The sequence below is a fragment of the Clostridium estertheticum genome (genome assembly GCF_011065935.2).
GTDB classification, from domain to species: Bacteria; Bacillota; Clostridia; order Clostridiales; family Clostridiaceae; genus Clostridium_AD; species Clostridium_AD estertheticum_A.
Map to the genome: position 1 here is coordinate 3,270,459 of NZ_JAAMNH020000001.1, position 14,114 is coordinate 3,284,572.

13 protein-coding genes are annotated in these 14,114 nt (G+C 30.3%); 3 read left to right on the top strand and 10 right to left on the bottom strand.

The genetic code is table 11. From position 1 onward, the window contains the following. Positions 1 to 787: 787 nt before the first annotated feature. Positions 788 to 1,501 (bottom strand): purine-nucleoside phosphorylase, encoded by a 714-nt coding sequence (gene deoD / locus G9F72_RS15540; protein WP_164955561.1) that lies wholly within the window; start codon positions 1,499 to 1,501, stop codon positions 788 to 790. A gap of 537 nt (positions 1,502 to 2,038) precedes the next feature. Between deoD and G9F72_RS15545 the strand changes: the two genes are divergently transcribed. Continuing rightward, positions 2,039 to 2,701, top strand: a complete 663-nt coding sequence (locus G9F72_RS15545) for a TVP38/TMEM64 family protein (protein ID WP_164955562.1) — start codon at positions 2,039 to 2,041, stop codon at positions 2,699 to 2,701. A 110-nt stretch (positions 2,702 to 2,811) separates the two neighbouring features. On the opposite strand, the gene G9F72_RS15550 is transcribed toward G9F72_RS15545, so the two are convergent. Next, the gene (locus G9F72_RS15550) at positions 2,812 to 3,966 is read right to left on the bottom strand and encodes a ribose-phosphate pyrophosphokinase (RefSeq protein ID WP_224676140.1); all 1,155 of its coding nucleotides are present in this window, start codon (positions 3,964 to 3,966) and stop codon (positions 2,812 to 2,814) included. A gap of 447 nt (positions 3,967 to 4,413) precedes the next feature. On the opposite strand from G9F72_RS15550, the gene nudC reads away from it, so the two are divergent. Then, a complete protein-coding gene (gene nudC, locus G9F72_RS15555) occupies positions 4,414 to 5,241 on the top strand; it encodes an NAD(+) diphosphatase (protein WP_224676141.1) in 828 nt (275 codons plus the stop codon). 512 nt (positions 5,242 to 5,753) lie between these two features. Then, complete coding sequence (locus tag G9F72_RS15560) at positions 5,754 to 6,929, top strand: DUF4317 family protein (protein ID WP_164955563.1); 1,176 nt, start codon at positions 5,754 to 5,756, stop codon at positions 6,927 to 6,929. 55 nt (positions 6,930 to 6,984) lie between these two features. On the opposite strand, the gene G9F72_RS15565 is transcribed toward G9F72_RS15560, so the two are convergent. The 8 genes from G9F72_RS15565 to G9F72_RS15600 form a co-directional block, all read right to left on the bottom strand. Further along, positions 6,985 to 7,680, bottom strand: a complete 696-nt coding sequence (locus G9F72_RS15565; protein WP_164955564.1) for a response regulator — start codon at positions 7,678 to 7,680, stop codon at positions 6,985 to 6,987. Continuing rightward, positions 7,673 to 9,256: a sensor histidine kinase gene (locus G9F72_RS15570; protein ID WP_164955565.1), complete on the bottom strand. Its 1,584-nt coding sequence runs from the start codon at positions 9,254 to 9,256 to the stop codon at positions 7,673 to 7,675. Before G9F72_RS15570 ends, G9F72_RS15565 begins: the two co-directional genes overlap by 8 nt. A gap of 17 nt (positions 9,257 to 9,273) precedes the next feature. After that, on the bottom strand, positions 9,274 to 9,627 hold the full coding sequence (locus tag G9F72_RS15575) for an FMN-binding protein (protein ID WP_164955566.1): 354 nt from the start codon (positions 9,625 to 9,627) through the stop codon (positions 9,274 to 9,276). Between the two features lie 105 nt (positions 9,628 to 9,732). After that, positions 9,733 to 10,476, bottom strand: coding sequence for an ABC transporter permease (locus tag G9F72_RS15580; RefSeq protein ID WP_164955567.1), 744 nt, complete (start codon positions 10,474 to 10,476; stop codon positions 9,733 to 9,735). Then, positions 10,473 to 11,225, bottom strand: a complete 753-nt coding sequence (locus tag G9F72_RS15585) for an ABC transporter ATP-binding protein (protein ID WP_164955568.1) — start codon at positions 11,223 to 11,225, stop codon at positions 10,473 to 10,475. Before G9F72_RS15585 ends, G9F72_RS15580 begins: the two co-directional genes overlap by 4 nt. After that, positions 11,209 to 11,802: a flavin prenyltransferase UbiX gene (locus G9F72_RS15590; RefSeq protein WP_164955569.1), complete on the bottom strand. Its 594-nt coding sequence runs from the start codon at positions 11,800 to 11,802 to the stop codon at positions 11,209 to 11,211. The genes G9F72_RS15585 and G9F72_RS15590 overlap by 17 nt, the downstream gene beginning before the upstream one ends. A 16-nt stretch (positions 11,803 to 11,818) precedes the next feature. Next, positions 11,819 to 12,676: a UbiA-like polyprenyltransferase gene (locus G9F72_RS15595; RefSeq protein WP_164955570.1), complete on the bottom strand. Its 858-nt coding sequence runs from the start codon at positions 12,674 to 12,676 to the stop codon at positions 11,819 to 11,821. Next, positions 12,657 to 14,093 (bottom strand): menaquinone biosynthesis decarboxylase, encoded by a 1,437-nt coding sequence (locus G9F72_RS15600; protein WP_164955571.1) that lies wholly within the window; start codon positions 14,091 to 14,093, stop codon positions 12,657 to 12,659. Before G9F72_RS15600 ends, G9F72_RS15595 begins: the two co-directional genes overlap by 20 nt. Positions 14,094 to 14,114 lie beyond the last annotated feature (21 nt).

Here is a 14,114-nt window from a genome sequence, read left to right on the forward strand (position 1 = left end):
ATTCGACCACACTTAATAATGATTCGCTCATTAACCCTTAGATTATTAATAACTTAATTACTTTCTCAATAAGATATTATATATACTCTTTTATCTATTTAGAATTATAATATCCTTATTATTATAATATCAAATTAAAAAAAGAGTAGCAATAATTGCTACTCCTTAAATGTTAAATTTCTTTTTTTATATTTATTACTTTAATGGATTGTTATTTTTTAATATGAGAGTACAAAACAACTTACCTTGCACCAACATAGATAATTTATTATATAGTTAACATCTTTCGACCTTAATTAAACAAATCACTACCACTGATGATGGTTCGTTCGACCATATAAAATATCTACACAACTATATAGAACCTCTCGGCTGTATACACTCATTACAACACTCAATATAATCTTCGCTTGACTTTATACGATAGGTTGGAACTATAATATAATAAATGTTATACAATATCGACTATATTATGGCTTTTCCCAACCGTATAGAATCGCCCGCTATTACAATACAAATTAATATAATAAATAATTTATATTGTAACTTTGGCTGGCATACATATTCATTAAATGAATATGTATGCTTTGGCTCAGTTGTTTTGTACTCTACACTATTATGATAACCAATGTAATCTTAAATATACTTGTTAATTTTTTCTTTTTCAGCTACAAATAGAGTCTTTAAAATTTCGACTAAAAAAATTATACGTAAACTAATTAAATACTTTTTATTACTGTTATCACTCAAACTTGCCACGTGGATGGCACTCTTGGTATTCTTCTTATTATTCAGCCATCTCTAAAGCTATTTTCATCATATTAGTAAAGGCTTCTTGTCTTTCTTCAGAGGTAGTTAATTCATGAGTTACTAAATTATCTGAAACCGTTAATAAACAAGCTGCCTTCTTACCCAATACATTTGCATTATGGAATAGCGCAAATGATTCCATTTCTACTGAAGTACAACCATGAGTTTCATAAATATCTTTATACTCATCAAAATTTTCGCGATAAAATACATCAGATGAGTGAACTCTATGCTTATGAACTTTAATTCCTAAATCCTCTGCAATTTTCTCCAACTTAATATTTAGCGTAAGCGATGCAGCAATTATATCATCTTTGCATCCACTTTGAACTTTTGCGTAAGTGGATTCACTCCAAGCGTCAGTGGTAAGTATTACATCATATAAGTTTAAATCAGCAGTATAAGCACCACATGACCCAATTCTTATAATATTTTCTACCCCATAAAAATTATACAGTTCATAGGAGTAGATACCAATACTAGGCATACCCATCCCACTAGCCATTACAGAAATCCTACGCCCTTTATATGTACCCGTGTATCCAAATACATTACGGACATTATTAAATTTTTCAACATTTTCTAAAAATGTTTCTGCAATAAATTGGGCACGTAATGGATCTCCCGGCATTAATACTGTTTTTGCAATAATCCCCTCGTTTTTTACTTCAATATGTGCTGTTGGTATCATATCGAAACCTCCTTATAATTATATTTAGTTTGAAAAATATAGTGAAAAATATAGTAAATTGAATAATAACCTATTGTTATTTAATTATACATTAATCATTATACCAAAAATATTAATATAAAAAAATGCCATATGTCACTTTTTTATATTAATATTTTCACCTAATATTTTCACGCAATTCAATATATTTATTCTATTTTTATATTATACATGTTAAATTTATGATTTTGATGACTAAGTACATATACACAATTAGTTTTACAACACAGACTGATATCATCTATTTGATATTTCTATAGTTGCTCTATGTTCTATATGAATTATCTATTAGATATACACATTACTTTATTATATAATAAATAGGGCTAATAATAGCTTAAGTAATAAATCCACTTTGGTGTCTTAAATATATGTTATTATTATTATTATTAGTAGTAGTAATTACAATAACAATTGAAATTGGAATTGTTCCTATATTAGCATCTAAAACAGATTGAATAATTTTTAGCTATGCAAGATTGCTAAAAGGAGGTTTTTATGAGCAAAAAAATCATGAATATTTTCAAGGTAATATCCCTTTTAATAATTGTTTCAATTGTTATGTGTGCCTTTTGCAATATTGAAACTCTACGTCAGTGCACCCCCGAAAATATGAAAGCTTTTATAGATTCTTATGGGATGTTCTCACCTGTAATCTATATAATTTTATTTACTTTTGTACCCCTTACACTTTTTCCAGATTCAATTCTTGCAATTGCAGGCGGTATGTGTTTTGGAATGATGGGTGGCTTTATTTACACAATGATTGGGGCTATTTTAGGAGGCACGCTTTCTTTTTTTCTAGCTAGTACATTAGGTCATAAGGTATTTAACAAATTCATAAAAAAGGACTTATCAAATTTAGAAAACTCCATTAAAAATAGTGGCTTTTTACTGGTGTTCATACTTAGATTAATCCCCCTTTTTCCCTTTGATATAATTAGCTATGCAGCAGGCTTTTCAGGGGTAAAGTTTAAAGACTTTGCTTTAGCTACACTTTTAGGTATAATACCTGGTATATTTATTTTTGTAAATATCGGAGATAAAGCAACGGATATTAGATCTTCTAGTTTCTATGTGTCTTTAGCACTTTTAGTAGGACTTATTGTAATATCCTATGTTCTAAAAAAGAAAATTTCATTACAGAAAATTAAGGGCTAGTGTTATAATTCCAATATTAATAAAGACTATTATAATAAAACTTGATTTATTCTTTTATTATAGTAGTCTTTTATATGTATTTTATTTTTAAGTTTGCAAGTTAGATTTACTTACACCGTTGTTTTATTTAATAAGTCTTTTATACCTTTAGTGGCATCAAGTAGCGGCGCTATAGATTTATCATAATTCAGGTTGTTTATTATACTGGCAATAAATCCAGACATATCAACTTCACGGAACCATTTAGCCTCTTTAACCTCTTTAGGAATATAGGTTAAATTTGTTGAATATATTCTTTCAATTAAACCCTCTTCATAAAATTTATTAAATTTTTCAATACCTTCAGTAAATAATGCAAAAGTTGCTGTAACAAATATTCTTTTTGCTTTACGTTTTTTTAATTCTAATACTATATCGAATATTGATTCTCCAGAAGCTATCATGTCATCAACTATCAATACGTCCTGTCCTTCTACTTCTCTTCCCATATATTCATGTTGCACTATTGGATTTTTACCATTTACTACTTTTGAATGGTCTCTCCTTTTGTAGAAAAGTCCTATGTCAAGACCAATCACACTAGAATAATAAACAGCTCTATCCATTGCACCTGTATCTGGACTTATCACGAGCACCTTTGCCTTATCTATTAATAGTTCGGGTTCCTCTTTTAAAATCGTTTTCACTATTTCGTAAGTTGGATATAAATTATCAAAAGATATCAGTGGTATTGCATTTTGAACGTTTGGATCGTGAACATCAAAGGTTATAATATCATTAACCCCTAATCTTTCTAATTCTTGAAGTGCAATGGCGCAATCAAGAGATTCTCTACGTTTTCGTCTATGCTGCCTGCTTGCATATAGTAATGGCATTATTACTGTTATTCTTCTTGCCTTTCCACCTAAAGCTGACAAAACCCTCTTTATATCTTGAAAATGATCATCTGGACTTTTGTGGTTCTCAAAACCATACATTGTATAGGTACAACTATAATTTCCTACATCGGCTAATATGAATATGTCTTTACCTCTAACACTATCTTCTATAATAATCTTGCCTTCGCCATTTGAAAATCGAGTATCGGTCATATTTATAAGAAAAGATTTTTCTTTACCTAAGTCGTAATTCATAGAGCCATTATCGTTTTTACTACGTTTTTCCATTAAAAGTTCATTAATTCTATATCCAAGTTCTGAACTACTCTCTAATGCCATAATACCTAGACTACAGTAGGGCATACTAGGTAATTCTTTAATATCCATAATAATACCTCCTTGATATCCACAAAAGTGGCTTTTAAAATTACACATACTCTATAATTTTGTTACCTATATATAACTTTATAAAAATATGAGCATTTTAATTTTAACTCATCAACAATTCAACCTGTTATAACCTTTAACATATATATAATTTTAACATATATATAATTGTAAAAGAACCCCGAAATGTAAAATTCGACTTTTTTTCACAATACCTTATAAATTAGTCTACTAAGTCAGGTGCTTTCTACACAAACTAATATGTAATGTAAATAACTAGAACTATAAATTCTAACAATATGTTTGAAATTTGATTAAAATCTAGAATATTAAACAATTAGAGTATGTGATATAATAATATAACATTGATAAATAATTAAATGAGCACTAATTGCCTATTAATTAGGCTTTTCAAATATGTGATTGTAGATTGGAGATAAGATACTAATGCGTAACGAAGACAATATGACGAATTTTATACCATCAGTAGATGTAATTTTCCCTAAAACAAATAAGGATATTTATTTTTTATTTTATAAGGGTGAGTTATTAGTTAAATCTGAAGACAATAAGGCTGTAATACCCGCTATTCAAGATTTAGAAAATTTAGAATTAACTAATACTCAATATCTTGGATCTATAGATGGACAAAATTGCTTTTATGGAGAATTAAACAATGACGCTGCTATACCAACCAATATGTATTTCAGTTCACTTAAGGCATTAACTCACCAGTTATCCGAAGACATGTTTTGGATAGGCGGGAGAGCTGTTCAATTAGTAAACTTTAATAATGATCATAAATATTGTGGCAGATGTGGCACATTAGCTCAAAATGTAGAGGGTGAAAGAGCTAAAAAATGTCCCAAATGTGAACTCGTAAATTACCCTAGAATTTCTCCGGCCATAATTGTGGCAGTTGTCCGGGATGGAAAATTGCTTCTAGCACATAATAATCAATCTGCTAAAGATTTATATAGTGTAGTTGCTGGCTTTGTAGAAGTTGGTGAGACCTTTGAGGAGTGTGTTGTTCGCGAGGTTTTCGAGGAAACTGGGATTACTGTAAAAAACATAAAATATTTTGGGAATCAACCTTGGCCATTTCCTAATTCCCTTATGATCGGATTTATAGCAGAATATGCAAGCGGAGAAATACAAGTAGATGGAAAAGAAATTGGTCATGCTAATTGGTATAGTTCTACTGAAATGCCTTTGACCCCTGATAGTATAAGCATAGCTAAAAAATTAATATGTTGGTTTACTGAAAATTATTAAAATTTTATAACAACATAAATAGAAGTTAGAATACTTAATTCTGAGCGAATTAGATTCTAACTTCTATTTTTTTCTAATATATTTAACAATATTTTTTCTCCTTAAACTATATTTCCGTTTTTTATTTTAATCATTAAATCAGTATTTTGTTACAAACTTAAATTATTACGGTAAAGCTATCTTATGTATTACTAAGTAATTACCTTAATGGCTTCTTAGCCGATTGCAATGGCAATCATCATTGAATTCTTAGTTTACTTATAGTTTTTATATATTTTTATGACCTCACCCCACTCTCTTATTTTTCAATTTGTTGGGGGTATCAAGTTTTGTTTAAAGATTTTACTAAATATACGATAAGTTGCGCTTCTTATATTTATAATATAACATGCTAATGATACTTTGTCAATAGTTATTATTAATCAGTATAGGAAACTTTATAATTTAATTCCATAATTTTGTGTTATAATTTTAGCATATAAAAGAAAATAACAATGAAAAGAGGTTTTATGATGAATAAAAAAGAGCTTGCAGACATAAGAAAAGAATTTAAATTAGATAGTGGTATGATGAAAATCCAGGAAATTTATAGTGTTTATCTAAAAAAAGATAATGTGCAAATTGATTATGAGCCAGTCATTTATTCAGAATTTGATTCTTTTGATAGAATGGACATGGACAAAAAAGAATTATTTCTAGGTAATTTTAAGAAAGTACTTACAGGGGCTATAGATACTAAAATTTTCGATCTAGATTTTCAGAATTTAGAAGAAGAAAATCATACTCAAAAAATTCTAGGTAATGCCTTAAAAGCAAGTGTCAAAAACGAAATTCAAAGCTCACTTAATGAGCTTATAAAAAAAATTACAGCTAATTATAAATATGAAACTGATGTGGTGGTTACTTTTATTAAAGCTGAATATTGGCTAGGTTCTAGCCATAGAAATTTGGAGGCGGATGAAAGCATTGATGATGCGGTACAAGCCTTTAATTTCATTCTTTCAAGTATAAATAAAATAGATATTCCAAAAAGAACTTTAAAATTTGATTATACCGATAAGGAATTTAAAGCAAATTCAGCCTTAGATTCAGTCATTAATCTAAATGCTCCCTTGGAGGGCTTCATGTTCCCTAGTCTTACTAATGGGTATTCAGATATTAACAAAATTTTATATTACGCTTCAAAACCAAAAGAATTAAACGCAACTTTCATTGAAAAGGTTCTTAACTGTGATTTTAAATTTACTGCTGAAGACGAGAAGAATTGCTTTGGTGATATATTAAAATCCATAATCGGTGATAAAATCAAACCTGAACTTATGCAAGATATTTATGTAAATATACACGAATTAGCTGAGCAAGTTGAAGAAGGTGAAGACCCAACTCTCGGAATTGCGGATATTAAAAATATCCTAAATAATTGTGGAGCAGAAATTATATCTGATATAGATACTGCCTTCGTTGAAACTTGTGGTATAAAATATGATTTTAAGATTAACAATATTGTACCTGAATTCAATTCAAAATCCATTAAGATTACTAGCGAAATTGCAAATATTACTATAACGCCCAAGGATCTAAATTCAGTTAGGCAGGTAAAAAACAGTGATGGTAGAAGATGTCTGCTTATTGAAATTGATGAGGATATTGTAATAGAGGGTTTTAAATTAGAAACAGAGGAGTTTTAGTAGTTTTCATGTACCCAAGGAATAAAAGGAAAATATTAGTGCATCTTAAATTGCACTAATATTCTCCTTTTATTCTATATTTATTTTTAGGTCTACCCACTTTACCGTATTCCATTTCAACTACAAGTTTTTGTTCTTTTTCTAAATAGTCTAAATATCTTCTAGCAGTTATTCTAGAAACCCCAATGTTTTTTGCAATCTGCTCTGATGTAAATGGTTTATCCTTCATGTCAGATATACCCACGATAATTTTTTCATAAGTGTACTGATTAAATCCCTTAATGTCACCAATATTTTCATAATATTCTATGACGTGTTTATTTTCTTTTATAGTATATTTATCAATAATTTCTTGCTCCATACTATCAACGTTTTTAAAACTATTCTTTCTACTTTTAAATTGAAGCAATGCCTCCTTAAATCTATTGAATATAAACGGTTTTACCAAATAATCTACGGCTCCATATCGAAATGCCTCTTCGACGGTTTCTGTATTCCTATCTGCAGTGATTAATATAACATCACATTTTAAATTTTGAAGGCGTATCCACTTTAATAAATCTGTACCTAAACCCTGTGGAAAAAAAACATCTAATAATACTAGGTCAGGTCTTCCACTTATTATAACTTCTTTTGCTTTTTCAATAGAATTAACGCTATCGTATAGTGTAAAACCCTCTATTTTTTTCAAGAATTTTTCGTTTATTTCTCTCACCATCGGGTCGTCTTCAACAATAAGAACCTTAATCATATGATCTACCCCTTTTCATTGGTATAAATATATCCCATATAGTTCCATTATCTTGTAGAATATTTATGTCACCGCCTGCATAATCTACTATTTGCTTTACAATGCTAAGGCCAAATCCTCTATTCCCAGTCTTAGTTGTAAATCCTCGTTTGAAAACTTTATCTATTATATTTTCATTAATTCCAGGGCCATTATCTTGAATTCTTATTCTAAGTGCCTCATTATTGGATATTAATCTTATGGATATTTTACCATTTTCAAATTTTACTAATTCCTCTATTGAATTCTCTATTAAGTTTCCAATTACAGAGCAAATTTCATCTACTGTTATATTTTCAGGTATTTTATCTAGATAAGAATTTGAATCAATTTCAACAGAAATTTTAGCTTCTGTTGCTTTATTATATTTGGCAAGTAGGAGCCCTGCTATGTGAGTATTCTTAATTCTTTTGCTGAGAATATCAGAAACTTCTCCGCGAAGCTTGGATATATGAGAAATATATTCAACAGCTTCATTATACTCTTCTAATTGTATAAGGCCTGAAATAGTGTGAAGTTTATTCATAAACTCATGATTTTGTGCTCTTAAGGCACAGGTCATTTTTTTTATTCCTGTTAATTCATCGGCCATATTCTTAACCTCAGTTAAGTCCTGAAAACTAGAGACAACACCTATAATTTCTTCTTTATGATTTTTTAGTAAGGTATGACTGCACATAAGTGTTTTACCAGGGCGCATTTTAATTTCTTGGTTATATACCGCTTCCTGAGTTCTCAATACTTCCATCATTTCGTCTGTATAATTCAGGTTTAAATTAGCAACACTTTTGCCTATATTTTCATCTTCTAGTTTTAAGATTTCTTTAGCTATTTTATTAAAGAGTATTACTTGTCCATCTTTATCAATAGCTATGATTCCATTTTTCAGATTCTGCAAGATTAAATCTCTCTGTCCGAGTAGCAGTGCAATTTCCTTTGGCTCGAGTCCAAATATGCTTTTCTTTATTGTATTTGATAAAATGACAGCACCTACAATGCCTAGTATAAGTCCACCTACTAAAGATATCTTTAAACATAATACATGAAAACTAAGTTCAGCATATACGGTATCTGTTAATAATCCTACTAAAACTGCGCCTACTTGTTCTCCGTTATAATATATAGGTACAAAAGCTCTTATTGCAGTAATTAAAACATTCCTGTCCTTAGCTACATAGGATACACCATTTGTAAGCACACGTTCTTCCCCACCGTCAGTATATTTTTTGCCTAGCGAATTTCCATAGGGGTAGGAATATTTTATTCCCTTCATATCCATAACAATAATATATTGGAATCTAGTTTTTTTTCGGAAACTTTCTATAGTTTTCTGAACAGTTTGATAATCTTTGGAAGTTGCTAATGTTTCTTCAATTATATCAATAGAAGCAATAGTTACAGCTAAATCCATAGCATTATTTCCCATTTGAGTTTCCACAGAATTTTGAGCTTGGTAATAAGTAACAATTCCTATACCACCAATTACTATAAATATTATAATGCTTATAAATATTGTTAATTTATACTGTAATTTCAATTACTCTCCACCTCAAATTATGGTACTTTTATTTTAGCTTTATCTAACCCATCCTTAATAGCATTAATAAGCCCATTACTCGTATATGTTGCTCCTGCCACAACTTCAACCTCTGGACTATTGGCTTTTATTACTTTAGGGGGAATCTTATCATATACTATTTCAGCTATAACTGGAGTTTCTTGTTGCTCTAATATCGTAATTTCTTTTATTTCATATTGATCCGTTACTATTTTCACCTTTATAAGTCCTATATGCCCTTCTGCGTTTCCCTCATAGGTTCCTTGTTTATAAATTATGGTTTTGGAACCGCAAGCCACAATAGCAGTTGCTAAAACTATTGATAATGCTAGTCCTACTAATTTTTTCAAGTAAGTCTCCTCCCCTGTTATTAACTTGAGTTTTCCTGGAGTAAATAGCTATTATTATAATTATATCATTTTTCTACTTTTGTGTCATTTTAAGTATAAAATCTTTTATTTCCATGGACAAAATATTCCTTCTAAAACATCAGTTATAATAAAGAAAAATAGGCCAATTATACTTAAAATTAAAATACCTGAATACATTTGAATATAGTTAATCCTCATCCAAGAGTCCATGATAAAATATCCCATACCATATTCTGTACCAAAGTTTTCAGTAAAGAATAAAACAGATATTGCGGTACCTATACCTATTCTAAGAGATGTTAATACGGCTTTTAGTATTGCAGGAAAAATAATCTCTTTCATTATTTGAAAATTTGTTGCCCCCAACGAATACATAGGGTAAAAAACTTCTTCAGGGATATTTTTCACTTCATCTCTTATATTAACTACTACCGGAAAAAAAGTAATTAAAAAAATCATAGCTATTTTTGTTAAATCACCTAACCCAAAAATAAGCATTACTATAGGAAGTAATGCAATCTTAGGTATTGGATAATTAAAATATACAATTGGTGAAAATATTAAATCGATTTTTTTAAAATATCCCATTAAAATTCCTACGGGTATTCCTATTGCTAAAGTAAACAACAGACCTACTATAATTCTATTAAAACTGTAAACAACGTGAATTGCTATATCACTCTGAAAAGTTGTAAATATATTTATTATTATTGCATAAGGTGGTGGAAATAGTGGCTTATTAATAATCATTGCTACTATTTGCCACAAACCAAAAATAATAAAAAAAGCAATTATAAAGTTAACTATTTTGTATTCTTTAAGTCTCATTCTTGCCTATCTCCTTTAAGAATTTTTCTAAGTTTATTGTTTATATTTATGTAATCCAAATGCACTTCAGTATTTACGCGTCCAAATAAGGGATTGCTTATAACTTCAACTATTTTTCCTGGAGACGAGGATATTACAGCTATGTTATTTGCTAAATATATTGCTTCCTTAATATCGTGGGTTACAAGTATAGTGGTAACCTTATGAGCTTCCCAAACCTCTAAGAACATTTTCTGAACATCTTCCCTGGTCATAGCATCTAAGGCAGAAAAAGATTCGTCCATTAAAAGCACATTTGGTTTTAATAATAGAGCTCTAGCCATGGATACTCTTTGCATTTGACCCCCGCTTAGCTGACTTGGATATCTTTTGACGAAGTCTTTAAGATTTAACTCCACTAGTAGTTTTTCATAGAAATCCATATCTATATTGCCCTTACCATCTTTAATTTTAGCGGATAAAAATATGTTCTGTTCAACTGTTTTCCATTTAATCAGTCCATAATTTTGAGGTATTAATCCAATTCTATGTATTTTAGGATTTACTATTTTTCCATCCATTAAAACTTCGCCTTTATAGTCTACAATAATTCCAGCTAAAACTTTTAATAAGGTTGACTTCCCACCACCAGATGGGCCAATTATAGCGCAAATCTCTCCTTTTTTTACAGTTAAATTTGCATCTTCTATTACATCTACATATTTGTCCACATTTTTATAACAAACACTTAAATTACTTATCTTTATCATTTTTGGTCCCCCACGGGTGGTACATTTCATTATCTATATTTAAGCTTGAAAGAATCCTTCCTACAGTAATATTTACAAGGTCTTCAATGGTCTTAGGTTTTTCGTAAAAAACTGGCATAGGTGGTATTATCAAAACATTTAAATTGCTCAAAAAAAGCATGTTCTGAAGATGAATAGAACTAAGAGGAGTTTCTCTTGGAATCAAAATCAACTTTCTTTTTTCTTTAATCATTACGTCAGCAGCTCTTACTAGTAAATTATCGGAAGTCCCATTGCTAATTCTTGAAAGAGTTCCCATTGAACAGGGTACAATTACCATTCCATCAGTCTTAAAGGAACCACTTGCTATAGAAGAAAACATATCATCTATACCACATAAGGTAAGCCGTCCTTTGCTTTTTTTAATATCTCTGAGCCATAGATCAAAATTAATTTCAAGCTCATACTCTAAAACCTTTATTCCATTATTCGTAATAACTAAATAAACTTCATTATCTTTTTTTATTAATTCTTCTATAAGCCGTACACCGTAGATACTTCCACTGGCACCGGTAATTCCAACTATATATCTTCCCAAACAAATCACCTCTTAACTATAATATAAAAAAATCTAGTACTGTAAAAATAAATATACAAACACTTACAACTTGGTTTATGTTATAAGAAGCAATTTTCATCTTCCTTGTATTTGAAGGGGACACAATATAATGCTCTAATATTAATAAAATCGCACTTATAAATATGCCGAGTAGATATATCCAGCCTCTATGCATTATAAAATATAAACTAATTAAAAGTAAAATGGTAATAGTATGAAACATAGAGGATATGTATAATGCACCCTTTAAACCAAATTTAGCGGGTATAGAAAATAAACCGATTTTCCTATCAAACTCAATATCTTGAGTTGCATAAATTATATCAAAACCTGCCACCCACAATGTAACAACAGCACCTAAAATAATTGGTGCCAGAGCAAATTCTCCAGTTACTGCAAGCCATGCTCCTACAGGAGCTCCACCACAGGTAATCCCTAAAATAATATGACATACCCATGTAAATCTTTTAGTATAGGAGTAAATTATAAATAAAAAAAGTGCCACCGGGGATAGCATAAAACATAGAGGATTTAACTCATAGGCGGCTAGTATAAAAATAAAAAAACACAGTAGCACTATTCCTAAGGCCTCATAATCCTTTACCAGTCCCTTTGGCAAATGTCTATTTGCAGTCCTAGGATTTTTTTTATCAATGTCTTTATCTACAATTCTATTGAGAGCATTAGCCCCATTTCTAGCCCCAACCAATGCAATTAATATCCAAAATATTGTAGCAGCTGAAGGTAACCCCTCAGCTGCCCAAATCATTGATATTAAAGCGAAAGGGAGGGAGAACAGTGTATGGGAAAACATTACTAACTCTCCATAACTTTTAAGTTTCTTTAATACCATACTCACTCCACCTCTTATCTACCATTTTTTTAATTTCATCCGACATTTCTATATCATCCGGCCAATGCCTTGTATGTCCTTCTGAAGGCCATTTTTTTGTAGCATCTATACCTAGTCTAGAACCATAAAAAGCAGTATTTGATGCATGATCAAGTGCATCTAAAGGTCCTTCTGAAATCACTAAATCTCTACTCGGATCTATATTATTAAATACTTTCCACGCCACTGTTGAGATATCCTTTGGATCTATATTTTCATCCACAACTATGATCATCTTTGTATACATCATTTGTCCAAGTTCCCACAGCGAATTCATAATTTTATGAGCATGTTTTGGATAAGCTTTTTTAATTGAAACAATTACACAATTATGAAATACACCTTCTATTGGGGAATTTATATCTATTATTTCAGGACATTGAACCTTTATTAAGGGTAAAAAAATCCGCTGCGTAGCTTTTCCCAGGTAACAATCTTCCATAGGAGGCTTACCTACGATCGTAGTAGAATATACCGGACTCTTTTTCCTTGTAATTTTTTCAATGTGAAACACAGGATACATATCCTCTAGAGAATAGTAGCCTGTATGGTTACCGAAGGGACCCTCTAATCTTTTTTCATCTAAGTCTACATATCCTTCTAGTATAAATTCAGCGTTAGCAGGTACATAAATATCATTTGTAATTGATTTAACAAGTTCTACCGGAGATTTCCTAAGAAATCCTGCAAAAATCATCTCATCTATCATTTTAGGAAGTGGCGCAGTGGCCGCATATATTATTGCTGGATCGCAGCCTAATGCAACAGATACAGGCATTTTCACTCCAAGCTTCCTATATTTTTCATATATCTCTCTTCCGTCTTTATGTAAATGCCAATGCATACCAGTAGTATTTTTGTCATATACCTGAAGCCTGTACATTCCAACATTTTGCTGATTGGTTTCTGGATCTACTGTAAATACTAAAGGCAGTGTTATGTAGCGACCACCATCTTTTGGCCAACATTTTAATATTGGAAGTTTACTTAAATCTGCCTCTTCTATTACCTCTTGACAAGGTGCGTTTTTTACTTTTTTAGGAAACACTCTGGCAAGTTTCGGAATAGATTTAACTTTATTAATTGTGGTTATGTAATTAGTTACATCCATAAAATCCAATATAGTCGCTGCAATATCATCAAGATCCTCTACTTCCAGCCCATAGTTCATTCTCTCGTAGGTTCCTAGTGAATTAATTAGTACTGGGTATTCTGAATTTTTTACATTTTTAAAAAATAGTGCATGACCATATTTTTTTGATACTCTATCAGCTATTTCAGTAATTTCAAGATCACTATCTACTTCGATTTCAATCTCATCTAACAGTTTCTTCTCTCTCAAATGATTTATAAAATCCTGTAAATCCTTATAAGCCATATAACCATTCCCTTCTAGAGT